This is a genomic window from Pseudorhodoferax sp. LjRoot39 (genome assembly GCF_964253035.1).
GTDB lineage: Bacteria > Pseudomonadota > Gammaproteobacteria > Burkholderiales > Burkholderiaceae_C > Pseudorhodoferax.
Genome location: NZ_CAXUQL020000001.1, coordinates 1,438,087 through 1,463,342 on the forward strand (window position 1 = coordinate 1,438,087; position 25,256 = coordinate 1,463,342).

The following is a 25,256-nucleotide window of genomic DNA, read 5'->3' on the forward strand; positions in this document are numbered from 1 at the left end:
TGCGCCGTCCCGAGGCGCACGGCATCACGTCACGCCTTTGCGCTGACCGACGACCAGGGAGGCGACGGAAGGCCTGATCCACTGCGGATCGTCGAGCTGGCTGCGGATGCAATCGCGCAGCCAGCGGTGTGCCGGGTCGGCCTGGTGCCGGGGGTGCCACGCCATGCGCATGGGCTCCGAATGCACGGCGATGGGCAGCTCGAACACAACCAGACCCAGCGATGCCGCCATGCCACGCGCCGTGCGCTCGGGCACGCTGGCGACGAGATCGGTCCGCGAGGCTGCGATCAGCGCGGAGAAAGTGCTGGGCACCAGTAAGCTGACCTGCCGCTGCAGGCCGCGTGCCGCCAAGGCGGCGTCCACGGGAGAGCCTTCGCCTGGCCGCGGCGTCACGCCCACGTGGCGCGCGGCGGCGAATCGCTCCAGCCCGGAGGCTGGTTTTTTCAGTGTCTTGAGCAGCGGATGCCCAGCGCGCGCGGCGCCGACGAGCGTCTGTTCCGACAGCAGCTGGGTTTCGGTTTCGGGGTCGACCGTCCGGAAGCTGCCCATGTCCAGATCGATGCGCCCTTCGCGCAGGGCGCTGGGGTCGGCATGGGTTTCGGGAAGGAACTGCAGCGCGGCCAGCGGCATTTCGCGCTCCAGCGCACCAGACAGACTGGCGCCAAACACCACGGCGATGCCCTCGGGTGCCCGCACGACGAAGCGCCGCCGGATGGTGGCCAGACTTCCGACGTCTGCCGGTTCCCGCAGCAGCTGCGCCTGCGCCAGCAGCACGCGCACCGGCTCCGCCAAGGCCAGTGCGCGCGGCGTGGGCACCAGCTTGCGGCCGGCACGCACGAGGATCGGATCACCGAACGCCTCGCGGATGCGCGCCAGCGTGTGGCTCATGGCGGGGGTGCTCAGGTGCATGCGTTGTGCAGCTTGCGTGACGCTGCCGGTCGAGAGCAAGGCATCCAGCGCGGTGAGCAGGTTGAGATCGTATGTGTTCGCCACGCGAAATCATATGTTCAATACATTGCACTGTACAGAAGGAACGGAGGTTTCGACACTGGCGCCCGTTGCCTTGACCGAAAGCCTTGCCCATGCCATCTGCCCTGAAATCCCCGCCCTGGCTGCCCTTCTCCATGCTGGCGCTGATGCTGGTGCTCGCGGCGCTCGACCAGACCATCCTGTCGACCGCCCTGCCCGTGATGGCGCACGAACTGCCCGGCCACTGGCCGCTGGCCTGGGTGTTTTCGGCCTACCTGCTGGCTGCCACGGTGGTGATCGTCCTCTACGGGCGGATGGCCGATGCGCTGGGAAAAAGGTCCATGCTGTTGCTGGCGGTGGGCCTGTTTCTGCTCGGCTCGCTGGCCTGCGGGGCAAGCCAGGACTTGCAGCAACTCGTCCTGGCGCGTGCCTTGCAGGGGGCGGGAGGTGGTGGGCTCATGACGCTGGCCATGCTGACCGTCCCGGATTTGTTCGCGCCGGATCGGCGTGGCCGCTACCAGGGGCTGCTGGGAGCGGCCTATGGCGTGTCGACCATGTTCGGCCCCTTGCTGGGCGGCGCGCTCGTGGAGCATCTGTCCTGGCACTGGGCGTTCTGGCTGAACGTCCCGTTCGCTGCGCTGGCCTGGGGCGTGCTGGCCTGGACCTTGCCGCCGCAGCGGGGCGCGCAGGAACCCGGCATGCGCATCGACTGGCTCGGTGCGGTGCTGCTCACGGCAACGCTTGTCCTGTTGCTGCTTGCCACGCAGCACGGTCAGCTGGAGCTGACCGAGCGCCTGTCGCTGGGGCTGCTGTTGGCGCTCGGTGCCAAGTCCGCGCTGGCCTTCCTCTGGCGCCAACGGCGCGCGGCCCATCCGCTGCTGCCCTTGTCGTTGTTCGTGCGCCCCGCCTATGCGGCGGCCAGCTTCATCGGGTTCGTCACCGGAGCGGCTCTCTATGCGGCGGTGGTGTTCCTGCCGCAATACCTGCAGATCGGCTTGCACCTTTCGCCCACGGCGTCAGCCTGGCACTTGCTGCCCTTGATGGCTGGAATCATCGCCGCGGCCGTGCTGAGCGGCAAGCGGCTGCGCGCCCAGACCTCCGCGGCCTCGCTGGCGCGCGTGGCCTGTCTGCTGATGCTGTTGTCGCTCGGGCTCATCACGGGCACGCTGCGCTGGGCGCCCACGCTTGCCCTGGGGCTCTCGGTCGGGCTGTTGCCATTGGGGCTGGGGCTGGGTCTGCTCTTTCCCGTCGTCACGCTGGTGGCGCAGCGGGTCTCGCCTGCGCATCACATGGGTGTCGCCACGGCTGCACCCATCATGTTGCGCAGCCTGGGCGGCGCGGCCGGTGTCGCGCTGCTGGCGGCCCTGCTGGCGGATCGGGTGACCGTGGAGCTGGCTGCGGCCAGCCCGCCCGTGCACGGCGATGCCATGGCCGCGGCCCTGGGTCACGGGCTGCAGTCGGTGTTCGGCTGGGTCGCAGCCTTGGTGTTGCTGGCGCTGCCGGTGTGTGGCCGGCTGGCACCGGCGCGCGGGGCCGCGACGCCGGAACTGGACGCCCGGCGCCGGCCGGCATAGGCACTCCCGCGGGCGCACCAGTTCCCCCTGAATTCACCCGGATGAAATTGACGAAATAAATTTCATCCGGGTAGAATTTGGCCATGAACCCATCCACATCCGACACGTACTCCGCGTTCCTGGAGGGGCGCCGTCTCGCCGCCGGCCCTTTGTCCGAGGTCGCCGTGGCGGTGCTGCGGGCGCAGGGTGCGCAAGCGCACGGAGCCGCGCTGGTCTTGCGCGATGCCAGCGGCCAGGCTGCCGATCTTGACCTGCGCGGCAGCGAAGAGGCCGTTGCGGCGCGCTACACCGAGGCTGCGCCGGCACCAGCGCCCAGGGGGCGCGGACGTCCCAAGCTTGGCGTGGTTGCGCGGGAAGTGACGCTGCTGCCGGCACACTGGGACTGGCTCGCCGCGCAACCCGGCGGCGCTTCGGTGGCCTTGCGCAAGCTCGTGCACGAAGCGCGGCGGGACGGCGGCGAGCGGGACCGGGTGCGCCAGGCGCGCGACCGCGCATACCACGCCATGTCCGCGTTGGCCAGCCACCTCGCGGGCTTCGAGGAGGCATCGCGGGCGCTGTTCGCGGGCGACCACGGGCGGCTGGTGGCGCAGATGGCCGCCTGGCCAGACGACGTGCGGTCCTACGTGCTGCAGCTCGCCGAACCCGCGCCGGACTGAGCCGGACCTCCTTCCCACTTTCTGCAACCAGCGCGCGGCCCCAGGCCGCCGCGCGGCGGGCACACGCACGCCCGCAATCCAAGAGGAGAACAAGATGCACTCTTCCGCCAACCAGGCGTCGCGCTCGGCGCGGCGGCTGGCCGCGCGCCAGGCGCGTGACGCCTTCCCGCCCATGGGCATCTACGCCATCCGCGACCGCGCGAGCGGTCACCTGCTGCTCGGCGCGAGCCCGAACGTGCACGCAGCGCTGAATCGCGCGCGCTTCGAGCTGCGCATGGGCAAGCACGCAGACCGCGTGTTGCAGGCCGAGTGGCATCGCAGCGGTGCCGAAGGACTTGACTTCCAGGTGCTGGACATCGTGAAGGAACGCGAGGATGCGGACTTCGACTACGCGGGCGAACTGAAAGCCCTGGAGCAGATCCACCGCGAACTGCAGGGGCTCAGGTGATGGGCAAGGACGCACTGCAAGCCTGCGTGGACCGGCACCTGGAGCACGCGGCGATGGTGTTCGTGCTCGACGATGAACTCGGCACCCACCATGGCCTGTCGTGGGCCGACTTCGTGCTGCTGACGGTGCGCCGGGTGCCCTGCAACGGCGTGCATGCCTGCCCCCGACGCTGTGCGGTCACAGTGCGAAGTCGTAGTCGATGGTCAGCGGCGCGTGGTCGCTGAAGCGCTGGTCCTTGAACACCGCGGCGCTGCGTGCATGGGCGGCCAGCGCCGGAGTGGCCAGGTGGTAGTCCAGCCGCCAGCCCACGTTGTTGGCCCAGGCCTGGCCGCGGTTGCTCCACCACGTGTAGCACTCGCTGGTGGTCTCGGGATGCAGGCCGCGGTAGACGTCGACCAGCCCGGTTTCGGACAGCAGCTTGGTCATCCAGGCGCGTTCCTCGGGCAGGAAGCCGCTGTTCTTCTGGTTGCTGCGCCAGTTCTTGAGGTCGATGGGCTGGTGCGCGATGTTGATGTCGCCGCACAGGATGAATTCGCGCTCGCGCTTGAGCGCCACGAGGTAGGGGTCGAACAGGTCCAGGAAGCGGAACTTGGCGGCCTGGCGCTCCTCGCCCGAGGAGCCGCTCGGGAAGTAGCAGCTGATCAGCGAGAGCTTGCGGGCGGGCGTGTCGAAGCGCAGCTCGATGTAGCGGCCTTCGTCGTCGAACTCGGGTGCACCAAAGCCGATCCGTACGTCGCTCGGCGCATGCCGGCTGTAGATCCCCACGCCCGAGTAGCCCTTTTTCTGTGCGAAGTGGAAGTAGCCTTGCATGCCGGCCAGCTGCTCGAACCGTCCCGCCACGTCGGCCTGCTGGGCCTTGACCTCCTGTACACAAATACAATCCGGGCCCGTTGCCGAGATCCAGGCTTCGACGCCCTTGGTGGTGGCAGAGCGGATGCCGTTGAGATTCAGGCTGGTCAACTTGAACAAGGAAGCTCCCATGGTGGAACACAAGGTCGGCGCAGCGGATGCCGGCCAACAAGATCGATTGGCCCAGGACTTCGTGCGCTTCGCGGTCGAGGCCGGTGTGCTGCGCTTCGGGGAGTTCAAGACCAAGGCGGGCCGCATGAGCCCGTACTTCTTCAACGCAGGCCTGTTCGACGACGGCGTCAAGTTGGCCCGGCTCGCGGAATTCTATGCCTCGGCTTTGGAGGCCAGCGGCACCGAGTTCGACATGGTGTTCGGCCCGGCCTACAAGGGGATCCCGCTGGCCGCGGCGCTGGCCGTGGAGTTCGCGCGGCGTGGCCGCAACCTGCCGTTCGCCTACAACCGCAAGGAAGCCAAGGACCATGGCGAAGGCGGCACGCTGGTCGGCGCGCCGCTCAAGGGCCGTGTGCTGGTGGTGGACGATGTGATGTCGGCCGGCACCGCGGTGCGCGAGTCCATCGCGCTGATCCGCGCCGCCGGTGCCACGCCGCATGCCGTGGTCATCGCACTCGACCGCCAGGAGATGGCGACCGAGGACGGCCGCGACGTGCCGCACAGCGCCGTGCAGTACGTGCGCCGCCAGCTGGGCCTGCAGGTCTGCGCCATCGCGCGGCTCGAAGACCTGTTGCAGTACCTGGCCGGCGGCAGCCAGGCCGCACTGGCCGAGCACCATGGCCGCGTGCTGGCCTATCGCCAGCGCTACGGCGTGCAGGAGGGCGCCGGCTCGTGACCGGTGTGCGCACCCGCGTGGCGCTCGGCCTGTTCGCAGCAGGTTGGGCCGTGCTGGTGCAGGCGCAGGGCATCTACACCTGTGTGGACGGGCAGGGCCGGCGCATCACCTCGGACCGGCCCATCAAGGAATGCATCGACCGCGTGCAGAAGGAGCTCAATCCCAGCGGCAGCCTGCGGCGCGAGGTCGCCCCCTCTCTGACGGCCAGCGAGCGGGCGCAGATCGAGGCGCGCGAACGCAAGGCCGCCGAGGAGCAGGCCCGCAACAACGAAGAGATCCGCCGCAGCCGCGCGATGCTGTCGCGCTACCGCGACCAGGCAGCCCATGATCGCGCGCGCGCCGACGCGCTGGCCCCCGTCGACGGTGTGCTGGCGCTGGCCCAGCAGCGCATGCAGGCGCTGGACAAGCAGCGCCAGCTGCTGGACCGGGAGCTGGAGTTCTACCCCAACACTCCGCCCGAGAAGTTGCCGCCCAAGTTGCGCAGCCTGCTCGACGAGCACAAGGCCAGCGTGGCCGCGCAGCAGGGCGTGATCGCCGAGCAGGAGGCCGAGCGCAAGCGCGTGAACGACCGCTACGACGAGGAACTCGCGCGGCTGCGCGTGCTGTGGGCCGAGCAGGCGCAGCCCGGCCGGCCGCGCTGAGGCTCAGTCTTCCAGCTTCTTGCGCAGGAGCGCGTTGACCTGGGCCGGGTTGGCCTTGCCCTTGCTCGCCTTCATGGCCTGGCCGACCAGCGCGTTGAAGGCCTTGTCCTTGCCGGCCTTGAACTGCGCCACGTTGTCGGGGTTGGCGGCGATGACTTCGTCGAGGATCTTGTCCAGCGCGCCGTCGTCGTTCATCTGCTTGAGGCCCTTGGCCTCGATGACGGCGTCCACGTCCTGGCCTTCGCCGGTCCACAGCGCGTCGAACACCTGGCGCGCCGCGTTGTTGGAGATGGTGTTGTCGGCGATGCGGCCCAGCAGCGAGGCCAGCTGCGCGGCCGAGACCGGTGCCTGGTCGATCGCCAGTTCGCCCGCGTTGAGCCGGCGCGAGATCTCGCCCATGACCCAGTTGCTGGCCAGCTTGGCCTGGCCGCTGGCCTTCGCAGCCTGCTCGAAGTAGGCCGCGGTGGCCTTGCTCGCGGTCAGCTGCGTGGCGTCGTAGGCCGGCAGGCCGTAGTCGGCGACGAAGCGCTGCGCCATCGCGCGCGGCAGCTCGGGCATCTCGCCGCGCACCTGCTCCACCCATTCGGGCGCGATCACGAGCGGCGGCAGGTCCGGGTCGGGGAAGTAGCGGTAGTCGGCCGCGTCTTCCTTGGTGCGCATGGCGCGCGTCTCGCCCGTGTCGGGGTCGAACAGCACGGTGGCCTGCTGGATCTTCAGCCCGTCCTCGATCTGCTCGATCTGCCAGCGGATCTCGAAATCGATGGCCTGCTGCATGAACTTGAAGCTGTTCAGGTTCTTGATCTCGCGCCGCGTGCCCAGCTTGTCGCCAGGCTTGCGCACGGAGACGTTGGCGTCGCAGCGGAAGCTGCCCTCCTGCATGTTGCCGTCGCAGATGCCGATCCAGGTGACGATCTTGTGCAGCTCCTTGGCATAGGCCACGGCCTCGGCCGAGGAGCGGATGTCGGGCTCGGTCACGATCTCCAAGAGCGGCGTACCGGCGCGGTTCAGGTCGATGCCCGATTGGCCGATGAAGTCCTCGTGCAGCGACTTGCCGGCGTCTTCTTCCAGGTGGGCGCGCACCAGGCGCACGGTCTTGTGCTCGTCGCCGAGGTAGAAGCTGACCGTGCCGCCCTGCACGACCGGGATCTCGTACTGGCTGATCTGGTAGCCCTTGGGCAGGTCGGGGTAGAAGTAGTTCTTGCGCGCGAAGATGCTGCGCGGCGCGATCGTCGAGCCCAGGGCCAGGCCGAGCCGGATGGCGCGCTCGACCGCGCCCTTGTTCATGACCGGCAGCGTGCCGGGCAGGGCCAGGTCCACGGCGCAGGCCTGGGTGTTGGGCTCGGCGCCGAAGGCCGTGGAGGCGCGGCTGAAGATCTTGCTGGCGGTGGACAGCTGGGCGTGGGTCTCGAAGCCGATGATGACCTCGTAGCCCTGCACCAGCGGGCCCGTGGGGCGGCCGGCCTGCGCAGCCTCGAATGCGTTGGTTTCGCTCATGGTCTAAAAGCCTGCCGGTGCGCGGAGGTGGAAATCGGTCGCCTGCTGGAAGCGGTGGGCCGCGTTGAGCAGTTTCGCCTCGCCGAAGTAGTTGCCCAGCAATTGCAGGCCCACAGGCATGCCGCCTTCGCCGAAACCGGCCGGCAGGCTCATGCCCGGCAGGCCGGCCAGCGAGCCGGGCAGGGTGTAGATGTCGGCCAGGTAGTTGGCGACCGGGTCGTCGGACTTGTCGCCGAGCTTCCAGGCCACCGTGGGCGCCACGGGGCCGGCGATCACGTCGCAGTGCTGGAAGGCCTGCTGGAAGTCGTCGGCGATCATGCGGCGGATCTGCTGCGCCTTGAGGTAGTAGGCATCGTAGTAGCCGTGGGAGAGCACGTAGGTGCCGACCATGATGCGGCGCTTGACCTCGTCGCCGAAGCCCTCGGCGCGCGTCTTCTTGTACATGTCCAGCAGGTCGCCGTACTGGGCGGCGCGGTGGCCGAACTTGACGCCATCGAAGCGCGAGAGGTTCGAGCTGGCCTCGGCCGGCGCGATGATGTAGTAGACCGGGATGGCCAGCTCGGTGCGCGGCAGCGAGATCTCGACCAGGCGGGCGCCGAGCTGTTCGTATTCCTTGAGCGCGGCGTCGAGCGCGGCGCGCACGTCGGCGGCCAGGCCGTCACCGAAGAACTCCTTGGGAACGCCGATGCGCAGGCCGTCCAGGCTGTCGTTCAAGCTGCGGCCGAAGTCTTCGGCCGGGCGGTCCAGCGAGGTCGAGTCGCGGTCCAGGTCGGGGCCGCAGATGGCCGAGAGCAGCAGTGCGCAGTCTTGCGCGCTGCGCGCTATCGGGCCGGCCTGGTCCAGGCTGGAGGCGAAGGCCACCATGCCATAGCGCGAGGCGCGGCCATAGGTCGGCTTGATGCCGGTGACGCCGCAGAAGGCGGCGGGCTGGCGGATCGAGCCACCCGTGTCGGTGCCGGTCACGGCCGGGGCCAGCCGCGCGGCCACGGCCGCGGCGCTGCCGCCCGAGGAGCCGCCCGGGATGCGCGTGGCGTCCCAGGGGTTCTGCACGGCGCCATAGGCCGAGTTCTCGTTGGACGAGCCCATGGCGAACTCGTCGCAGTTGAGCTTGCCCAGCGTGACGGCGCCGGCCTGGGCCAGGCGCGCCACGGTGGTCGCGTCGAACGGCGAACGGTAGCCCTCGAGCATCCTGGAGCCGGCCGTGGTGGGGAAGTCGCGCGTGACGAAGATGTCCTTGTGCGCGATGGGCACGCCGGCCAGCGGGCCGGCCGTACCGGCGGCAATGGCAGCGTCGGCCGCGCGCGCCTGGGCCAGCGTGGCCTCGGGGTCGGTGGCGACGAAGGCGTTGAGGCCGCGGTGCGCTTCGAGGCGGGCCAGGAAATGCTGGGCCGCCTCGACGGCCGAGAGTTCGCGGGCCTGGATGCGGGCCGCGATGGCGGCCACGGAGGCGTGGGTCAGGTCGAAGGCCATGGCGTACTTACTCGATCACCTTGGGCACCAGGAACAGGCCGCGCTCGACGGCCGGCGCGCTACGCTGGTTGGCTTCGCGCGCATCGGGCTCGCTGACCACGTCCTCGCGCAGGCGCAGCGTCACGTCGGACACCACGTCGGCCGGGTGGGCCAGCGGCACCACGCCGGTGGTGTCCACCGCCTGCATGCGCTCCACGATGTCGAAGAAGCCATTGATCTGGCCGAGCATGCGCGCACGCTCGGCTTCGTGCAGTTCCAGCCGCGCCAGGTTGGCGATGCGTGAGATGTCGTCGGAGGTCAGTGCCATGGAAAAATTGCAAGCAGAAAGGTCGCGGAAACGGCTTGCCGCAAGGCTTTGCAGCGGGTTTTCACGGGGGGATCGGGTATTATCCCGCCTTTGCGCGAGGGCCGGTTTCACGCTGCCTGACGCGCCCACACCCACCCGATTCGACCGAAGCCGGGGCGACCGCAAGCCGATGCGCATGCCGTGCCCCCGAGAGGAATTTTTCAAATGTTTGGTGCTTTTCGTCGGTATTTCTCGACCGACCTGGCGATCGACCTTGGCACGGCCAACACCCTGATCTACGTGCGCGACAAGGGCATCGTGCTGGACGAGCCCTCGGTCGTCGCGATCCGCCACGAAGGCGGCCCCCAGGGCAAGAAGACGATCCAGGCCGTCGGCAAGGAAGCCAAGGCCATGCTCGGGAAGGTGCCCGGCAACATCGAGGCGATCCGCCCGATGAAGGACGGTGTGATCGCCGACTTCACCGTCACCGAGCAGATGCTCAAGCAGTTCATCAAGATGGTGCACCCGCGCGGTGTGCTGCGGCCCAGCCCGCGCATCATCATCTGCGTGCCCTGTGGTTCCACCCAGGTCGAGCGCCGTGCCATCCGTGAATCCGCGCTGGGTGCGGGCGCCTCGCAGGTCTACCTGATCGAGGAACCCATGGCCGCAGCCATCGGCGCCGGCCTGCCGGTGGCCGAGGCCTCGGGCTCGATGGTGGTGGACATCGGCGGCGGCACCACCGAGGTCGGCGTGATCTCGCTGGGCGGCATGGTCTACAAGGGCAGCGTGCGCGTGGGCGGCGACCGCTTCGACGACGCCATCATCAACTACATCCGCCGCAACTACGGCATGCTGATCGGCGAGCCCACGGCCGAGGCCATCAAGAAGAACATCGGTTCGGCCTTCCCGGGCTCCGAGGTCAAGGAGATGGAAGTCAAGGGCCGCAACCTGTCCGAGGGCGTGCCGCGCAGCTTCACGATCTCGTCCAACGAGATCCTGGAAGCGCTGACCGATCCGCTCAACAACATCGTCGCCTCGGTCAAGAACGCGCTCGAGATGACGCCGCCCGAACTGGGCGCCGACATCGCCGAGCGCGGCATGATGCTGACCGGCGGTGGCGCGCTGCTGCGCGACCTGGACCGCCTGCTGGCCGAGGAAACCGGCCTGCCTGTGCTGGTGGCCGAGGACCCGCTGACCTGCGTGGTGCGCGGCTGCGGCCTGGCGCTGGAGCGCATGGACCGCCTGGGTTCCATCTTCACCAGCGAGTAAGTCCCAGGGGTAGGCGATGCCACTCGGTACGCTGGACAGAACCCCGCCACCGTTCTTCAAGCAGGGCCCTTCCGCGCTCACCAAGCTCATGGTGTTCAGCGCGGTGGCCCTGTTCCTGATGGTGGCCGATGCGCGCTTCGCGTTGATGCGGCCGCTGCGCGCGGCCGTGGCCACTGTGCTCTATCCCGTGCAGTGGGCCGCGCTCGGGCCGGTGCGCCTGGTGCAGGGTGGCAGCGTGTACGTGGACAGCCTGACCGAGGTGCAGGCCCGTGCCGACGCGGCCGAGCGGCGCATGGCCGAACAGTCGCAGCGCGCTGGCCAGTCCGACCTGCTACAGCTGGAAAACGCGCAGCTGCGCAGCCTGCTGGGCCTGCGCGAACGGCTCACGACGCCGGGCCAGGCAGCCGAGGTGCTCTACGACGCGGCCGACCCCTATGTGCGCAAGGTCGTGATCGACCGCGGCCTCACGCATGGCGTGGTCGCCGGCGCGCCTGTGCTCGACGCCGGCGGCGTGCTGGGCCAGGTCACGCGCGTACTGCCGCTGGTCAGCGAGGTCACATTGCTGATCGACCGCGACCAGGCGATTCCCGTGCTCAACGCGCGCACCGGTGCGCGCAGCGTGGCCTATGGCAACCCGGGCTACCTGGGCGGCGTGCTGGAGCTGCGCTTCATGGCCGGCAACTCCGATGTGCAGGTCGGCGACCAGCTGACCACCAGTGGCGTGGACGGCGTCTACCCGGGCGGCCTGCGCGTGGCCGTGGTCGAGGCGGTGGAACGCCAGGCCGATTCCACCTTCGCACGCATCTACTGCCGGCCGCTCGCGCAGCTGACCGGCGTGCGCCACGTGATGGTGCTGGAGCCGCTGCGCCCGGCCGCCGAGATGGCCGCGGCCGAGGCGCCGGCGACCAAGGCCCCTGCACCCGCCGCGAAGGCGTCCGCAGCCAAGGGGGCCACGAAATGATCATGCGCCCGGGCCAGCAGCTGCTGCTGCCGGCCAGTCCGGTCTTCATCTGGAGCAGCCTGGTCGTCGCGTTGCTGCTCAACATGGTCCAGAACATGGGGCTGTGGGGCCGCGCGGCCTGGGTGCCCGACCTCGTGGCCGTGGTGCTGGTGTTCTGGACCGTGCACCAGCCGCAGCGCGTGGGGGTGGGCACGGCCTTCGTGTTCGGCCTGTGCATGGACGTGCACCAGGCGTCCTGGCTGGGCCAGCACGCGCTGGCCTACACGGTGCTGAGCTACCTGGCCATCGCCATCCACCGGCGTCTGCTGTGGTTCAGCGTGCCCTCGCAGGCCATGCAGGTGCTGCCGCTGTTCGTGGTCGCCCATGCCATCGAGTGGGTGCTGCGGCTGCTGGGCGGCGGCATCTTCCCGGGCTGGTGGATGCTGCTGACGCCGGTGGTGGAGGCCGCGCTGTGGCCCGTGGTCAGCGTGGCCTTGCTGTTGCCGCAGCGGCGCGCCCCCGATCCGGACGACAATCGGCCGCTTTGAGGCCAGCCCTGCGCGCGCCACCCGCATGACCGAGTTCAAGGACGTCGAACGCGAGCTCGCCGGCTTTCGGCGCCGGCTGGTCGTGATCGGCCTGGTCGTGCTGCTGGCCTTCGCCGGCCTGTTCGCGCGGCTGGTGGTGCTGCAGGTGGGGCGTCACGACGACCTGCGCGCCCAGGCCGAGCGCAACCGCACGGCCATCGTGCCGGTGGCGCCCACACGCGGCCACATCCTGGACCGCAACGGCGTGGTGCTGGCCAGCAACTACTCGGCCTACACGCTGGAGATCACGCCGTCCAAGGTCGGGCCGCTGGAGCCGGCCATCGACGCACTGTCCGAGGTCATCGAGATCACGCCACGCGACCGCAGGCGTTTTCGCAAGCTGCTGGACGAGTCGCGCAACTTCGAGTCGCTGCCGATCCGCACGCGCTTGTCCGACGAAGAGGTGGCGCGCTTCGCGGCCCAGCGCTACCGCTTCCCGGGCATGGACATCAAGGCGCGGCTGTTCCGCCACTATCCGCAGGGCGAGCTCGGCGCCCATGTGGTCGGCTACATCGGCCGCATCAACGCGGCCGAGAAGGCACGGTTGGAAGAGACCGACGACGAAGGCAACTACAAGGGCACTGAGTACATCGGCAAGCTCGGCATCGAGCAGAGCTACGAGGCGGAGCTGCACGGCAAGACCGGCGTGGAACAGATCGAGACCTCGGCCGGCGGCCGCGCCGTGCGGCGACTGGCCAGCAGCAAGGCAACGCCGGGCAACACCGTGGTGCTGTCCATCGACGCGCGGCTGCAGAAGCTGGTGGAAGACCTGTACGGCGAGCGCCGCGGCGCGCTGGTCGCGCTGGACCCCAAGACCGGCGAGGTGCTGGCCTTCGTCAGCAAGCCGACCTACGACCCCAACCTGTTCGTCGAGGGCATCGACCAGGAAAGCTGGACCGCGCTGAGCGAGTCCATGGCCCGGCCTCTGCTGAACCGCGCGCTGCGCGGCACCTACCCGCCGGGCTCGACCTACAAGCCTTTCATGGGCCTGGCCGCGCTGGAGACCGGCAAGCGCAGGCCCGGCGACATCACCAACGACGGCGGCTCCTGGACCTTCGGCGGCCACACCTACCGCAGCCACGGCGACGGTGGCCTGGGTGCGGTGGACCTGCACCGCAGCATCGTCAAGTCCAGCAACGTCTACTACTATTCCCTGGCCAACGACATGGGCGTGGACGCCATCCACGACTTCATGGCACCGCTGACCTTCGGCCAGCTCACGGGCCTGGACGTCAACGGCGAGGTGCGCGGCGTGCTGCCCAGCCAGGCCTGGAAGCGCAAGGCCTACCGCCGGCCCGAGCACCAGAAGTGGTATGCGGGCGAGACCATCTCGCTGGGCATCGGCCAGGGCTACAACACCTTCACCATGCTGCAGCTGGCACAGGCCACGTCCATCCTGGCCAACAACGGCATCAAGCACCGGCCGCACCTGGCCCTGGCCGTGGAGGACAGCGTGACCGGCGAGCGGCGCCCGGTGGCGCGCGAGCCCGGCGTGAACCTCAACTACAAGCCCGAGAACGTGGCGGCGATCCGACGCGCGCTGGTCGGCGTGACGCAGGAGGGCACGGCCACGCGTGTGTTCTCCGGTGCCGCCTACCTGTCGGGCGGCAAGACCGGCACGGCCCAGGCCGTGACCATCGGCCAGAAGAGCAAGTACAACGCCGCAGCGCTGGCCGAGTACCAGCGCGACCACGCGCTGTACATGGCGTTCGCGCCGGCCGACAAGCCCACCATCGCGCTGGCGCTCATCGTCGAGAACGCGGGTTGGGGGGCAGAGGCCGCCGCACCGATCGCGCGCCGCGTCTTCGATTTCTGGGTGGCCGGTGTGTATCCCAACGAAGCCGATCTGGCCCATGTGCGCGCCGGCAAGGGCGGGCCGCCGCTCGGCAAGCCACGGCCGATCGCCGAGGTACCCGACCTGCCGGCACCGCCTGTCGTGGGCGCGTCCATGGCCGAAGCGGCGACGCCGGCGCCGGTGCAGGTCGCGCAGACGCCGACGCCGGCTGTTGCCCGCTGATCCCTGCACTCCCAAAGCCGCACGGGCAAAAAAAACGCCGCAGAAGCGACGTTTTGAAGTTGGGAACATCTCGTACGGATGTCTGAGTGATGTCTTGGACTTGGTTGAATGTCTCCTCGGACCTCTCGTATCCGGTTGGCATGGCCGCCGGACAACACAAAGGACTTTAGGACAATTTGTTCGTTGTGGGGCTCGGGATTTACCCTGCGTCAGTTGGCTGTCAGCGTGTGGGGGCGCGTCAGGACGCCGCTGCCGAACGACAGTTCCTGCTCGGCCATGAAGTCGCTCAAGCTGTAGTCGTCGGCGCGTTCGTGCTGCGCGGCCTCGGCCTCGCGGCGCTGGGTCTGGACCAACAGCGATTTCAAGGCCATGACCGTGCCGGGATCGAGTGCACGCTCGCACTCGCGCAGGGTCTGCGCCACGTCGTCGGCCACCAGGTGGGCCTTGGCCGGGTTGCGGTATTCCAGGGCCCGCGTGAGGCGCTGCACCACGCGGCGTGTCGGCAGGAACTTGCTGCGGGCGAATGCGGGGCTCAGGCGGCTCAGCAGCAGCGACAGGCCGCCTGCGGCGATCTGCATCTGCGTGAGCCCGGCGTCCTGGGTGATCCGGGGGAGCAGCAGCTCGGTGTTCCAGGGGCTCTCTTGTTGCAGCAGGGGTGAATCCATGGCGTCCGATTCTAGGAATCCCCGGCGGTGCCAATCGGCCGGCAAACGGGGAAAAGCCTGGCTTTTGCCGGCTTTGGTGGTCAGCGTGGTTGCAGGTGGCCGAGCGGCAGCGCGCTGCTTTCCTTGACCTCGCCCAGCGAGAAGCTGGTGTGCAGGTCTTTCACGTTGGGCAGGTTGATCAGCACCTCGCGCGCGAACTGGGCAAAGCTGTCCAGGTCGCGCGAGACCACCTGCAACTCGAAGGTGCCTGCACCGCTGATGTAGTGGCACGACACCACTTCGGGCAGCTTGCGGATCGCGTCTTCCAACTCGCGCGTGACATTGCCGTTGTTGCGGTCGGCATCCAGCCGCACGAAGGCCAGCACCCCGAGGCCGATGCGGCGCCGGTCGATCTCGGCGCGGTAGCCCTTGATGAAGCCGGACTCCTCCAGAGCCTTCACACGGCGCCAGCAGGGCGCTGCCGACAGGCCCACGCGCTGTGCCAGCTCGGCGTTGCTGAGCCGGCCGTCAGCCTGCAGTTCTTGCAGGATCGCGCGGTCGAACTTGTCGAGTGTTTCCATGAATGGAAATTTACAGCAAGAAGCTTTCTGGGATGGCCGAAATCATGGAAGCAAAAGCAAGGACATATCTGCGCCTTCTCAATACACTGGCCCGCAGAACCATCGCCAGCGCCCACGAGGCGCCAGCTTCACTTTCCGGAGACCATCCACGATGAACGCACCGCTGCCCGAGCACATCCGCAAGGCGCTCGAAACCGTCACGCTCGACGACAAGTACAGCCTGGACCACGGCCGCGCCTTCATGAGCGGCGTGCAGGCCCTGGTCAAGCTGCCCATGCTGCAGCGCCTGCGCGATGCGCAGGTCGGCAAGAACACCGCGGGCTTCATCAGCGGCTACCGCGGCTCCCCCCTGGGCGGCTACGACCAGGCCCTGTGGAAGGCCAGCAAGTTCCTCAAGGCCCAGAACATCGTGTTCCAGCCCGGCGTGAACGAGGAACTGGCGGCCACCGCCCTGTGGGGCACGCAGCAGCTGGGCTTCTCGCCGCCGGGCACCAACCGCTTCGACGGCGTGTTCGGCATCTGGTATGGCAAGGGGCCGGGCGTGGACCGCTGCTCGGACGTGTTCAAGCACGCCAACATGGCCGGCACCACGCCCTGGGGCGGCGTGATCGCGGTGGCCGGCGACGACCACATCTCCAAGAGCTCGACCGCCGCGCACCAGAGCGACCACATCTTCAAGGCCTGCGGGCTGCCGGTGTTCTTCCCGGCCAACGTGCAGGAGATCCTGGACCTGGGCATCCACGCCTTCGCCATGAGCCGCTTCTCGGGCGTCTGGTCAGGGATGAAGACCATCCAGGAGATCGTCGAATCGAGCGCGACGGCGATGATCGACCCGGAGCGCGTGCAGGTCCGCATCCCCACGGACTTCGAGATGCCGCCCGGCGGCGTGCACATCCGCTGGCCCGACCACGCGCTGGAGCAGGAAGCCCGCCTGTTCCACTACAAGTGGTATGCCGCGCTGGCCTACATCCGCGCCAACCGGCTCAACTACAACGCTATCGAGGGCCCGAACGATCGCTACGGCCTGATCGCCAGCGGCAAGGCCTACAACGACACGCGCCAGGCCCTGCTCGATCTGGGCCTGGACGACGCCAGCTGTCGCCAGCTCGGCATCCGCCTGCACAAGGTGGGCGTGGTGTGGCCGCTGGAGGCCCAGCTCACGCGCGACTTCGCCACCGGCATGCAGGAGATCCTGGTGGTGGAGGAAAAGCGCCAGGTCATCGAGTACCAGCTCAAGGAAGAACTCTACAACTGGCGCTCGGACGTGCGGCCCAACGTGCTGGGCAAGTTCAACGAGGTCGCGGGCGATTTCTCGGGCGGCGAATGGTCCATGGCCAACCCTACGGCCAACACCTTGCTGCGCGCCAACGCCGACCTGTCGCCCGCGCTGATCGCCAAGGCGCTGGCCCAGCGCCTGCACAAGACCGGCGTGCTGGCTGCCGGCGGCGCCGACATGGTGGCGCGCGTGGATGCGCAGCTGGCCATCCTGGAGGCCAAGGAACGCTCCATGCAGGTGCTGGAAGTCGGCGGCGTGCAGGGCGCCGACCGGCTGCCCTGGTTCTGCTCGGGCTGCCCGCACAACACCAGCACCAAGGTGCCCGAAGGCTCGCGCGCCATGGGCGGCATCGGCTGCCACTTCATGGCGACCTGGATGGACCGCTCGACCATCGGCTTCACGCAGATGGGCGGCGAGGGCGTGCCCTGGGTCGGCCAGCAGCCCTTCACGACCGACCAGCACATCTTCGCCAACCTGGGCGACGGCACCTACTTCCACAGCGGGCTGCTGGCGATCCGCCAGTCCATCGCGGCGGGCGTCAACATCACCTACAAGATCCTCTACAACGACGCGGTGGCCATGACCGGTGGCCAGCAGGTCGGCGAGCGGCCCGAGGGCCATTCGGTGCTGCAGATCGCCGAGAGCCTGCATGCCGAGGGCGCCAAGAAGGTCGTGGTCGTGACCGACGAGCCCGAGAAGTACCAGGGCGTGGCGATCCCGGGCGACCATGTCACCGTGCACCACCGCGACCGGCTGGACGAGATCCAGCGCGAGTTCCGCGCCATCGCCGGCACCACGGCCATCATCTACGACCAGACCTGCGCGACCGAGAAGCGCCGCCGTCGCAAGCGCGGCACCGCGGTGGACCCGGCCAAGCGCGTGGTCATCAACGAACTGGTCTGCGAGGGCTGCGGCGACTGCAGCGTGCAATCCAACTGCCTGTCGGTGGAGCCGCTGGAGACCGAGTTCGGCCGCAAGCGCACCATCAACCAGAGCACCTGCAACAAGGACATGAGCTGCCTGAAGGGCTTCTGCCCGAGCTTCGTCACGGTGGAGGGCGGCAAGCTCAAGGGCAAGTCCAAGGCGCAGGCGCCGTCGCCGTTCGAGCTGGGCGCGCTGCCCGAGCCGCAGCTGCCGGCCTTGGGTGGCACCTGGGGCATCGTGGTCGCCGGCGTCGGCGGCACCGGCGTCATCACCATCGGCCAGCTGCTGGGCGTGGCCGCGCACATCGAGGGCAAGGGCATCGTCACGCAGGATGCGGCGGGCCTGGCGCAAAAGGGCGGCGCCACCTGGAGCCATGTGCTGATCGGCCCGCATCAGGACGACATCCGCACCACGCGCGTGTCCATGGCTGCGGCCGATCTGATCCTGGGCTGCGACCCGCTGGTGGCGGCCAACAAGGAGTCGACCATGCGCATGCGCGAAGGTCGCACGCATGTGGCGCTCAACGTGCACGGTGCGCCGACGGCGGCCTTCGTCAAGAACATCGAATGGCAGAACCCGGCCGATGCCTGCGCGGCCGAGCTCGCGCAGATCGTCGGCGAGGCCGGCCTGGGCCGCTTCGACGCCGATGCCGCCGCCACCAGGCTGATGGGCGACACCATCTATGTCAACCCCATGATGCTGGGCTATGCCTGGCAGAAGGGCTGGATCCCGCTGGCGTTCGACTCGCTGATGCGCGCGATCGAGCTCAACGCCGTGGCCGTGGAGCAGAACAAGGCGGCCTTCGCCTGGGGCCGGCGCGCAGCCGCCGAGCCGGTGGCCATGGGGCAGCTGTTGTCCGGCGCGGGCGGCAAGGTGCAGGTCATCGACTTCAAGAAGCGCGAGACGCTGGAGCAGATGGTCGCGCGCCGCGTCGAGTTCCTGACCGGCTACCAGAACGCGGCTTACGCGGCGGAGTACCAGGCCTTCGTCGAGAAGGTGCGTGCGCGCGAGCAGGCCATGGGCGCGCCCAAACACCTGCCGCTCAGCGAGGCCGTGGCGCGCTACCTGTTCAAGCTGATGGCCTACAAGGACGAGTACGAGGTGGCGCGGCTGCACAGCGACCCGGCCTTCCTGGCCCGCGTGCACGGCATGTTCGAGGGTGACTACACGGTCAACTACCACCTGGCGCCGCCCATGACGGCAAAGAAGAACGCCAAGGGCGAGCTGCAAAAGCGCAAGTTCGGCCCGTCCATGCTGACCGGTTTCAAGATCCTGGCCAGGCTCAAGGGCCTGCGCGGCACGGCGCTCGACGTGTTCGGCCGCACCGAGGAGCGCCGGACCGAGCGGGCCCTGATCGGCGAGTACCGCGCCAGCATCGACGAGGTGCTGGCCGGCCTGAATGCCGCCAACCACGCCGTGGCGCTGGACATCGCGCGCATCCCCGAGCAGATCAAGGGCTACGGCCATGTCAAGGAGCGCAACCTGGCGGCAGCCCGCCAGAAGTGGGCGCAGCTGCAGGCCGCGTTCCGCGACCCGGCCAGCCAGGCGCGCGCCGCCTGAAGCCCTGGCCCTGGCCGGCCTTATGCCGGCTGGGGCCTCCGCGCCTCACCTGGGCCAGCGGCATACAATCGCCTGTTTTTCGCCCGCTTCGTGCGTTTACTGCGCGCGGCGCTGCGCGCATTCGTGCGCTTTTCGATCTTTGCATCCTCGTCTGGAGACGCTTCGTGTTGATTTCTTCCGCTTTTGCCCAAACCGCGCCTGCTGCAGCTTCCGGTGGTGGCGACCTGATGTCGTCCCTGGGCAGCATGCTGCCGCTGCTGCTGATGTTCGTGGTGCTGTACTTCATCATGATCCGTCCGCAGATGAAGAAGCAGAAGGAGCACCGCGCCATGATCGACGCGCTGGCCAAGGGCGACGAGATCGCCACCGCTGGCGGGCTGATCGGCAGGGTGACCAAGCTGGGCGAAGGTTCGCTGAGCATGGAGATCGCCAACGGCGTGGAAGTGCAACTGCAGCGCCACGCCGTGGTGCAGGTGCTGCCCAAGGGCACCCTCAAGTAATTCCTGTCTGTCTGGAAGGCGCCTCGCGGCGCGCGAGCGATCATGAACCGTTATCCGGTATGGAAGTACGTGACCATCGTGGTCGTGGCGCTTCTGGGGCTGATCTATGCCCTGCCCAATTTCTTTGGCGAGGCGCCAGCCGTGCAGGTGTCTGCCGGCAAGGCCAGCGTGAAGGTGGACACCGCCACGCGTGAGCGTGTCGAGCAGATCCTCAAGGACGCGGGCACCACGCCCGACCTTGTCTCGCTGGACGGCAGTTCCGTGCGGGCGCGCTTCGCGACGCCGGACGAGCAGCTCAAGGCGCGCGATGCGCTGCAGCGCGCGCTGGTTCCCGATGCGGCCGACCCGTCCTACGTTGTCGCGCTGAACCTGGTGTCGCGCTCGCCGGCCTGGCTGGCCGCACTCAACGCCCACCCCATGTACCTGGGCCTGGACCTGCGCGGTGGTGTGGACTTCCTGCTGCAAGTGGACATGAAGGGGGCCATCGACAAGCGCGCGGAATCCTTCGCCAGCGACCTGCGCACGGCGCTGCGCGACAAGAACATCCGCGGCGCCTCGGTCAACCGCAGTGGCCAGAACGTGGAAGTCAGCTTCCGCGACGCCCAGGCGCTCGAAGCCGCCAAGCGCGTGGTGCAGGACCAGTTCCCCGACCTGTCCACCACCGACAGCCAGGACGGCAGCACCTGGAAGCTGGTGGCCAGCATCAAGCCGGAGGCCGCGCGCCGCTTGCAGGACGCTGCGCTCAAGCAGAACATCACCACGCTGCACAACCGGATCAACGAACTCGGTGTGGCCGAGCCCGTGATCCAGCAGCAGGGCCTGGAACGCATCGTGGTCCAGCTGCCCGGCGTGCAGGACACGGCCAAGGCCAAGGACATCCTGGGCCGCACGGCCACGCTGGAGGTGCGCCTGGTCGACGAGAGCACCGAGGCGCGCAGCGCCGAGACCGGCACCGGGGCCGTGCCGTTCGGCTCCGAGCGCTACCCGGACCGCGCCGGCCAGAACGTCATCGTCAAGCGCCAGGTGGTGCTGACCGGCGAGAACCTGACCGATGCCCAGCCCGGCTTCGACAGCCAGACCCAGCAGCCCACCGTCAACCTGACGCTGGACGCCAAGGGCGCCCGCATCTTCAAGGACGTCACGCGCGAGAACATCAACAAGCGCATGGCCATCATCCTGTTCGAGAAGGGCCGTGGCGAGGTCGTCACGGCGCCCGTGATCCGCACCGAGATCGCCGGCGGCCGCGTGCAGATCTCCGGCAGCATGACCACCACCGAGGCCAACGACACGGCGCTGCTGCTGCGCGCCGGCTCGTTGGCCGCGCCCATGGAGATCATCCAGGAGCGCACCATTGGCCCTAGCCTGGGCGCCGACAACATCAGCAAGGGCTTCAACAGCGTGCTGTATGGCTTCCTGGCCATCATGGTCTTCATGTGCGCCTACTACGCGCTGTTCGGCGTGTTCTCGTCGATCGCACTGGCGTTCAACCTGTTGCTGCTGGTGGCCGTGTTGTCCATGCTGCAGGCCACGCTCACGCTGCCTGGCATCGCGGCCATGGCGCTGGCCATCGGCGTGGCCATCGACTCCAACGTGCTGATCAACGAGCGCGTGCGCGAGGAGCTACGCACCGGGGCCTCGCCGCAGGCCGCCATCCACGCGGGCTACGACCGCGCCTGGGGCACCATCCTGGACTCCAACGTGACCACGCTGATCGCCGGTGTCGCGCTGCTGGCCTTCGGTTCCGGCCCGATCCGCGGTTTCGCCGTGGTGCACTGCCTGGGCATCGTGACCTCCATGTTCTCGGCCGTGTTCTTCTCGCGTGCCCTGGTGAACCTCTGGTATGGCCGGCAGAAGAAGCTCAAGAGCGTGTCCATCGGTACCGTCTGGCGGCCCGAGTCGGACGAACTGGCCATGCAGGCCAAGTAAGGGCGGAGTCACAACATGGAGTTTTTCCGCATCCGCAAGACGATCCCGTTCATGCGCCACGCGCTGGTGCTGAACGCGGTCTCGTTCCTGACCTTCGCGCTGGCCGTGTTCTTCCTGTTCCACCGCGGACTGCACCTGTCGGTGGAGTTCACGGGTGGCACCGTGATGGAAGTGGCCTACGAGCAATCGGCCGACATCGGCAAGGTGCGCGAGACCATCGGCACGCTGGGCTACCAGGAAGTGCTGGTGCAGGCCTACGGTTCTTCGCGCGACGTGCAGATCCGTCTGCCGGCGCGCAAGGACATGAACGCGACCCAGCAAAGCGACCAGGTCGTGCAGGCACTCAAGGCGGTCGATCCGGGCGTCACGCTGCGCGGGGTCGAGTTCGTCGGCCCGCAGGTCGGCGAGGAACTGACCACCAACGGCCTGAAGGCGCTGGCCATGGTCGTGATCGGCATCATGGTCTACCTGGCGTTCCGCTTCGAGTGGAAGTTCGCCGTGTCCACGGTGCTTGCCAACCTGCACGACGTGGTCATCATCCTGGGCTTCTTCGCCTTCTTCCAGTGGGAGTTCTCGCTGGCGGTGCTGGCGGCCGTGCTGGCCGTGCTGGGCTATTCGGTCAACGAGTCGGTCGTGATCTTCGACCGCGTGCGCGAGAACTTCCGGCGCTACCGCAAGCTGACCACGCAGGAGGTGATCGACTCGGCCATCACCAGCACCATCAGCCGGACCATCATCACCCACGGCTCGACGCAGCTGGTGGTGTTGTCCATGTTCTTTTTCGGCGGCCCCACGCTGCACTACTTCGCGCTGGCCTTGACCATCGGCATTTGCTTCGGCATCTACTCGTCGTGCTTCGTCGCGGCGGCGATCGCGATGTGGCTGGGTGTCAAGCGCGAGGACCTGGTGAAAGTCGCCAGGAAGGACGAAGATCCGAACGACCCGAATTCGGGCGCCGTCGTCTAGAAGGACAGCCACCGAACGTCCATGTCCACCACCGCCACTCCCGACCATCCGCTGGCCCGGCGCACGCGCCAGCATTTCGTGGCCGAACTCAGCCGCCGCCTGGGCGAGGTCGGCGTCGCGGTCAAGGAACGCTTGACGCAGGCGCTGGAGCAGGTCAGCTCGGTGCGCGAGATGCAGGAGCGGCGTGACGCGTGGACGCTGTTCCAGAGCCATGGCCGCGCCTGGGAAGAGGCCGTGGCCGCTGCCTGGCAGCGCGCGGCCCGGGCCGATCCGGTGGCCGTGGCATCCAAGCCGGTGCCGCCGGTGCTCGAATTGACGCTGGTAGGCGACGACGTCGTCGAGAACAAGATCCTGGCCTCGCGCTTGGCGCTGGCCCTGCAGGAGCGCATCGGCGGGCCGCTGGCCGAATTGTGCGTGCGGGTGCAGCAGCTCGAAAAGAGCGACGAGCTCGGGCCGGACGACGTGCTGCGGCCCGAGACCCTGATGCGGCTGCTGATCGAGCAATGGCTGGCGAGCCGCCTGCCGCGTGCCAGCCTCTTGCTCGTGGTCGAGACCCTGCAGCGCGAACTGGCCGCCCATCTGCTGGATGCCTGCAAGTCCTGCGAGGCCCTGCTGGTGTCTTCGGGCGTGCAGACCGACGGCGAGACCAAGTACCGCGTGCGCCTGACGCAGATGTCTTCCGCTTCTCCGGGGCAGCATGCGGCCCAGGCACGGCGCGAAGCGCCGACCGGCCAGGATGCGCTGGACAGCGTGCTGCCCGACCCTGCGCGCCGCGGCCCCGACACCGCGCAGCCGCTCGCGCGCGACGACGGCCTGCGCAACCGCCACCTCGCCGACGGCCAGATGGTGGCCGCCATGTCGCCGCTGGCGCGCGCGCGCCGCCGTGCCCAGGGCGTGCTGGGCCAGCTGCGCCGCGTGCTGAGCGAGCAGACCGCCGGCATCTTCGAGGCCACCGCCAAGCAGGAGATCACGCCGACGCTGGCCCACGCACTGCAGCGTAGCCAGAGCATGGTCGACCCCGACATGCTGATCGGCGATACCGAGTCGGCCGACGGCGTGGCCTACACCCAGGCCAGCGTGGTCCGCGTGGCCAGCGTGCTGCGCGAGCGCTCCAACGAGCTCAAGAAGAAGGCCTCCACCGACGGTGAGAAGGCCACAATCGAGATCGTCGCGTTGATGTTTCAGAGCATCCTGGCCGAGGAGCGCATCCCGGCGGCGGTGCGCGTCTGGTTCGCACGGCTGCAGCTGCCGGTGCTGCGTGTGGCGCTGGCCGAGCCCGAATTCTTCGGCACGCTGAACCACCCGGCGCGCCAGCTGATCGACCGCATGGGTTCCTGTGCGCTGGGCTTCGATGCCCATGCCATCGGCGGCAGTGCGCTGGAGGCCGAGATCCGGCGCGTGGTGCAGGTCATCGAGCAGTACCCGGAGACCGGCCGGCGCGTGTTCCAGCTGGTCTACGACGAGTTCCAGAAATTCCTGTCCAAGTACCTGACGGAGAAGGGCGCGGCTTCCAAGGTGGTCAGCGTGGCGCAGCAGGTCGAGCAGAAGGAGACGCTCGCGATCCAGTACACGATCGAGCTGCGCAACATGCTCAAGGACATGCCGGTGCGCGACGAGGTGCGCGAGTTCCTGTTCAAGGTCTGGGCCGAGGTGCTGGCCATGGCCGCTGTGCGCAAGGGCGCGCAGGACGAGGAGACGGTGGCCTTCAAGCGTTCGGCCGCCGACCTGGTCTGGGCCGCCAGCGCCAAGCCCAACCGGGCCGACCGCGCACGCGTGATCCAGAGCCTGCCGGCGCTGTTGCAGCGCCTGCGCCAGGGCATGACGCTGCTGGGCCTGTCCTCGCCGGTGCAGGAAGGCCACATCAAGCGCATCAGCGACACGCTGGCCGACGCCTTCATGTCCAAGACCGAGGCGATTCCGCAGGCCCGCATCGACATGATGGCCCAGCGCCTGGCCAACCTGGAGGATTTCGTCAGCGACGAGAGCATGGGCGACCTGCCGCTGGACGCCGACAGCATCGAGCTCATGCTGGGCATCGACGCCTCGTCCATCGACGTGATCCCGGATGCCGGCGCCAAGCCCAGCGAAGCCATGCTGGCCTGGGCGCACGAACTGCAGCTGGGCCACTGGTTCACGCTGGACCACAACCAGAAGATCAGCCAGGTGCAGCTGGCCTGGCGCAGCGAGCGCAGGCAGCTGTTCCTGTTCGCGGCCATGGACGGCCGCAGCACGCTGATCCAGGCCAAACGCCTGGCGGCCTACCTGCAGGCGGGCCTGCTGATCCCGCAGGAGGAAGAGGCGCTCACGCTCCGCGCGACGCGCCAGGCGCTCGAGAAGCTGGACGCCAATCCCGGGCGCCTGCTGGCGGTCTGAGCCGCCGCCTCAGTGCGCCAGGCGCGCCGAGGTGTCCTGCGAAAGCTCGTCCAGCACCAGCGCATCGGGCTCGGTGCCGCTGCTCCAGTAGACCATCAGCACGATCATCTTGAATTCGGACAGCGCCACCGGCGCGCCGGGCGCGGCCATGGCCCGGTCCACCACGAGTTCGCGCTGTGCGGGTGGCAGCACGCCGGCGCCCTCGAGCAGGTGCACGAAGCCCAGGCATTCCGCGCCCAGGTGCTCGCGTTCGGCGGGCGTATAGACCCGCATGGCCGTGCTGGGCGGCAGCGCCTCGTGCACGGTGTCGACGCGCAAGCCGCTGAGCCAATCCAGCGCCTGGCTGATTTCCTCGGCCTCGAACCCCACGGCGCTGAGCTTGCGGCCCAGCTGCTGCGGCTCGGGGCAGGCATCGCCGCGCCAGTAGTTTTCGTAGACGTAAGCGAGCACTTCGAACAT

At 68.5% G+C, this 25,256-nt stretch carries 22 protein-coding genes; 14 read left to right on the plus strand and 8 right to left on the minus strand.

Going from position 1 to position 25,256, the window contains the following annotated elements; all coding sequences use genetic code 11:
* Positions 1–24 precede the first annotated feature (24 nt).
* Entirely contained in the window at positions 25–993 is a 969-nt protein-coding gene (locus ACSQ4M_RS06830; protein ID WP_436188843.1) for a LysR family transcriptional regulator, read from the minus strand.
* Between the two features lie 89 nt (positions 994–1,082).
* Between ACSQ4M_RS06830 and ACSQ4M_RS06835 the strand changes: the two genes are divergently transcribed.
* From ACSQ4M_RS06835 to ACSQ4M_RS06845, 3 genes are all read left to right on the plus strand, one after another.
* The gene (locus ACSQ4M_RS06835; RefSeq protein WP_436188844.1) at positions 1,083–2,543 is read left to right on the plus strand and encodes an MFS transporter; all 1,461 of its coding nucleotides are present in this window, start codon (positions 1,083–1,085) and stop codon (positions 2,541–2,543) included.
* Positions 2,544–2,626: 83 nt separating this feature from the next.
* Positions 2,627–3,199, plus strand: coding sequence for a DUF2239 family protein (locus ACSQ4M_RS06840; protein ID WP_436188845.1), 573 nt, complete (start codon positions 2,627–2,629; stop codon positions 3,197–3,199).
* Between the two features lie 94 nt (positions 3,200–3,293).
* On the plus strand, positions 3,294–3,647 hold the full coding sequence (locus ACSQ4M_RS06845) for a GIY-YIG nuclease family protein (RefSeq protein WP_436188846.1): 354 nt from the start codon (positions 3,294–3,296) through the stop codon (positions 3,645–3,647).
* Positions 3,648–3,824: 177 nt separating this feature from the next.
* Here the strand turns inward: ACSQ4M_RS06845 and ACSQ4M_RS06850 are convergent, their stop codons facing one another.
* Positions 3,825–4,616, minus strand: coding sequence for an exodeoxyribonuclease III (locus ACSQ4M_RS06850; RefSeq protein WP_436188847.1), 792 nt, complete (start codon positions 4,614–4,616; stop codon positions 3,825–3,827).
* A 10-nt stretch (positions 4,617–4,626) separates the two neighbouring features.
* Here ACSQ4M_RS06850 and pyrE point away from each other — a divergent pair, with 10 nt between their 5' ends.
* Both pyrE and ACSQ4M_RS06860 read left to right on the plus strand, forming a co-directional pair.
* Entirely contained in the window at positions 4,627–5,343 is a 717-nt protein-coding gene (gene pyrE / locus ACSQ4M_RS06855) for an orotate phosphoribosyltransferase (protein WP_436188848.1), read from the plus strand.
* Entirely contained in the window at positions 5,340–5,984 is a 645-nt protein-coding gene (locus ACSQ4M_RS06860; protein ID WP_436188849.1) for a DUF4124 domain-containing protein, read from the plus strand. Before pyrE ends, ACSQ4M_RS06860 begins: the two co-directional genes overlap by 4 nt.
* Before the next feature lie 3 nt (positions 5,985–5,987).
* Here the strand turns inward: ACSQ4M_RS06860 and gatB are convergent, their stop codons facing one another.
* From gatB to gatC, 3 genes are read right to left on the minus strand one after another with little or no spacing between them, the layout of a single operon-like run.
* Positions 5,988–7,478, minus strand: coding sequence for an Asp-tRNA(Asn)/Glu-tRNA(Gln) amidotransferase subunit GatB (gene gatB / locus ACSQ4M_RS06865; protein WP_436188850.1), 1,491 nt, complete (start codon positions 7,476–7,478; stop codon positions 5,988–5,990).
* 3 nt (positions 7,479–7,481) lie between these two features.
* Positions 7,482–8,948, minus strand: coding sequence for an Asp-tRNA(Asn)/Glu-tRNA(Gln) amidotransferase subunit GatA (gatA, locus tag ACSQ4M_RS06870; protein WP_436188851.1), 1,467 nt, complete (start codon positions 8,946–8,948; stop codon positions 7,482–7,484).
* 7 nt (positions 8,949–8,955) lie between these two features.
* The gene (gene gatC / locus ACSQ4M_RS06875; RefSeq protein WP_436188852.1) at positions 8,956–9,255 is read right to left on the minus strand and encodes an Asp-tRNA(Asn)/Glu-tRNA(Gln) amidotransferase subunit GatC; all 300 of its coding nucleotides are present in this window, start codon (positions 9,253–9,255) and stop codon (positions 8,956–8,958) included.
* A 204-nt stretch (positions 9,256–9,459) separates the two neighbouring features.
* Here gatC and ACSQ4M_RS06880 point away from each other — a divergent pair, with 204 nt between their 5' ends.
* Genes ACSQ4M_RS06880 through mrdA form a run of 4 tightly spaced genes read left to right on the plus strand, consistent with a single transcriptional unit; the run spans position 9,460 to position 14,047 of the window.
* Entirely contained in the window at positions 9,460–10,503 is a 1,044-nt protein-coding gene (locus ACSQ4M_RS06880; protein WP_056671509.1) for a rod shape-determining protein, read from the plus strand.
* A gap of 16 nt (positions 10,504–10,519) precedes the next feature.
* Positions 10,520–11,464 carry a rod shape-determining protein MreC gene (gene mreC / locus ACSQ4M_RS06885; RefSeq protein ID WP_436188853.1) on the plus strand — a complete coding sequence of 315 codons (945 nt, stop codon included), beginning with the start codon at positions 10,520–10,522 and terminating at the stop codon, positions 11,462–11,464.
* Complete coding sequence (mreD, locus tag ACSQ4M_RS06890; protein WP_056671513.1) at positions 11,461–11,991, plus strand: rod shape-determining protein MreD; 531 nt, start codon at positions 11,461–11,463, stop codon at positions 11,989–11,991. The genes mreC and mreD overlap by 4 nt, the downstream gene beginning before the upstream one ends.
* Positions 11,992–12,016: 25 nt before the next feature.
* Complete coding sequence (mrdA, locus tag ACSQ4M_RS06895) at positions 12,017–14,047, plus strand: penicillin-binding protein 2 (RefSeq protein WP_436188854.1); 2,031 nt, start codon at positions 12,017–12,019, stop codon at positions 14,045–14,047.
* A gap of 209 nt (positions 14,048–14,256) precedes the next feature.
* Here the strand turns inward: mrdA and ACSQ4M_RS06900 are convergent, their stop codons facing one another.
* Together ACSQ4M_RS06900 and ACSQ4M_RS06905 are read right to left on the minus strand one after the other, a co-directional pair.
* Positions 14,257–14,712 (minus strand): hypothetical protein, encoded by a 456-nt coding sequence (locus ACSQ4M_RS06900; RefSeq protein ID WP_436188855.1) that lies wholly within the window; start codon positions 14,710–14,712, stop codon positions 14,257–14,259.
* Positions 14,713–14,792: 80 nt separating this feature from the next.
* Positions 14,793–15,272, minus strand: coding sequence for an Lrp/AsnC family transcriptional regulator (locus ACSQ4M_RS06905; RefSeq protein WP_056671519.1), 480 nt, complete (start codon positions 15,270–15,272; stop codon positions 14,793–14,795).
* Positions 15,273–15,423: 151 nt separating this feature from the next.
* On the opposite strand from ACSQ4M_RS06905, the gene ACSQ4M_RS06910 reads away from it, so the two are divergent.
* The 5 genes from ACSQ4M_RS06910 to ACSQ4M_RS06930 all read left to right on the plus strand — a co-directional run bounded on the left by ACSQ4M_RS06910 (position 15,424) and on the right by ACSQ4M_RS06930 (position 24,797).
* Positions 15,424–19,032, plus strand: a complete 3,609-nt coding sequence (locus ACSQ4M_RS06910; RefSeq protein ID WP_436188856.1) for an indolepyruvate ferredoxin oxidoreductase family protein — start codon at positions 15,424–15,426, stop codon at positions 19,030–19,032.
* A gap of 164 nt (positions 19,033–19,196) precedes the next feature.
* Complete coding sequence (gene yajC, locus ACSQ4M_RS06915) at positions 19,197–19,532, plus strand: preprotein translocase subunit YajC (protein ID WP_436188857.1); 336 nt, start codon at positions 19,197–19,199, stop codon at positions 19,530–19,532.
* 42 nt (positions 19,533–19,574) lie between these two features.
* Positions 19,575–21,458 carry a protein translocase subunit SecD gene (secD, locus tag ACSQ4M_RS06920; protein ID WP_436188858.1) on the plus strand — a complete coding sequence of 628 codons (1,884 nt, stop codon included), beginning with the start codon at positions 19,575–19,577 and terminating at the stop codon, positions 21,456–21,458.
* 15 nt (positions 21,459–21,473) lie between these two features.
* The gene (gene secF, locus ACSQ4M_RS06925; protein ID WP_436188859.1) at positions 21,474–22,424 is read left to right on the plus strand and encodes a protein translocase subunit SecF; all 951 of its coding nucleotides are present in this window, start codon (positions 21,474–21,476) and stop codon (positions 22,422–22,424) included.
* A 21-nt stretch (positions 22,425–22,445) separates the two neighbouring features.
* The gene (locus ACSQ4M_RS06930) at positions 22,446–24,797 is read left to right on the plus strand and encodes a DUF1631 family protein (protein WP_436188860.1); all 2,352 of its coding nucleotides are present in this window, start codon (positions 22,446–22,448) and stop codon (positions 24,795–24,797) included.
* Between the two features lie 9 nt (positions 24,798–24,806).
* On the opposite strand, the gene ACSQ4M_RS06935 is transcribed toward ACSQ4M_RS06930, so the two are convergent.
* Complete coding sequence (locus ACSQ4M_RS06935) at positions 24,807–25,256, minus strand: DUF494 family protein (protein WP_436188861.1); 450 nt, start codon at positions 25,254–25,256, stop codon at positions 24,807–24,809.

Bases quoted from the DNA above. Each gene is read 5' to 3' on its own strand.
- ACSQ4M_RS06935 (WP_436188861.1), bottom strand. From the start codon at position 25,256: ATGTTCGAAGTGCTCGCTTACGTCTACGAAAACTACTGGCGCGGCGAT.
- gatB (WP_436188850.1), bottom strand. From the start codon at position 7,478: ATGAGCGAAACCAACGCATTCGAGGCTGCGCAGGCCGGCCGCCCCACG.
- gatA (WP_436188851.1), bottom strand. From the start codon at position 8,948: ATGGCCTTCGACCTGACCCACGCCTCCGTGGCCGCCATCGCGGCCCGC.
- ACSQ4M_RS06880 (WP_056671509.1), top strand. From the start codon at position 9,460: ATGTTTGGTGCTTTTCGTCGGTATTTCTCGACCGACCTGGCGATCGAC.
- ACSQ4M_RS06840 (WP_436188845.1), top strand. From the start codon at position 2,627: ATGAACCCATCCACATCCGACACGTACTCCGCGTTCCTGGAGGGGCGC.
- ACSQ4M_RS06930 (WP_436188860.1), top strand. From the start codon at position 22,446: ATGTCCACCACCGCCACTCCCGACCATCCGCTGGCCCGGCGCACGCGC.
- secD (WP_436188858.1), top strand. From the start codon at position 19,575: ATGAACCGTTATCCGGTATGGAAGTACGTGACCATCGTGGTCGTGGCG.
- ACSQ4M_RS06910 (WP_436188856.1), top strand. From the start codon at position 15,424: ATGAACGCACCGCTGCCCGAGCACATCCGCAAGGCGCTCGAAACCGTC.
- ACSQ4M_RS06905 (WP_056671519.1), bottom strand. From the start codon at position 15,272: ATGGAAACACTCGACAAGTTCGACCGCGCGATCCTGCAAGAACTGCAG.
- ACSQ4M_RS06835 (WP_436188844.1), top strand. From the start codon at position 1,083: ATGCCATCTGCCCTGAAATCCCCGCCCTGGCTGCCCTTCTCCATGCTG.
- ACSQ4M_RS06845 (WP_436188846.1), top strand. From the start codon at position 3,294: ATGCACTCTTCCGCCAACCAGGCGTCGCGCTCGGCGCGGCGGCTGGCC.
- secF (WP_436188859.1), top strand. From the start codon at position 21,474: ATGGAGTTTTTCCGCATCCGCAAGACGATCCCGTTCATGCGCCACGCG.
- mreC (WP_436188853.1), top strand. From the start codon at position 10,520: ATGCCACTCGGTACGCTGGACAGAACCCCGCCACCGTTCTTCAAGCAG.
- gatC (WP_436188852.1), bottom strand. From the start codon at position 9,255: ATGGCACTGACCTCCGACGACATCTCACGCATCGCCAACCTGGCGCGG.
- mreD (WP_056671513.1), top strand. From the start codon at position 11,461: ATGATCATGCGCCCGGGCCAGCAGCTGCTGCTGCCGGCCAGTCCGGTC.
- mrdA (WP_436188854.1), top strand. From the start codon at position 12,017: ATGACCGAGTTCAAGGACGTCGAACGCGAGCTCGCCGGCTTTCGGCGC.
- ACSQ4M_RS06900 (WP_436188855.1), bottom strand. From the start codon at position 14,712: ATGGATTCACCCCTGCTGCAACAAGAGAGCCCCTGGAACACCGAGCTG.
- pyrE (WP_436188848.1), top strand. From the start codon at position 4,627: ATGGTGGAACACAAGGTCGGCGCAGCGGATGCCGGCCAACAAGATCGA.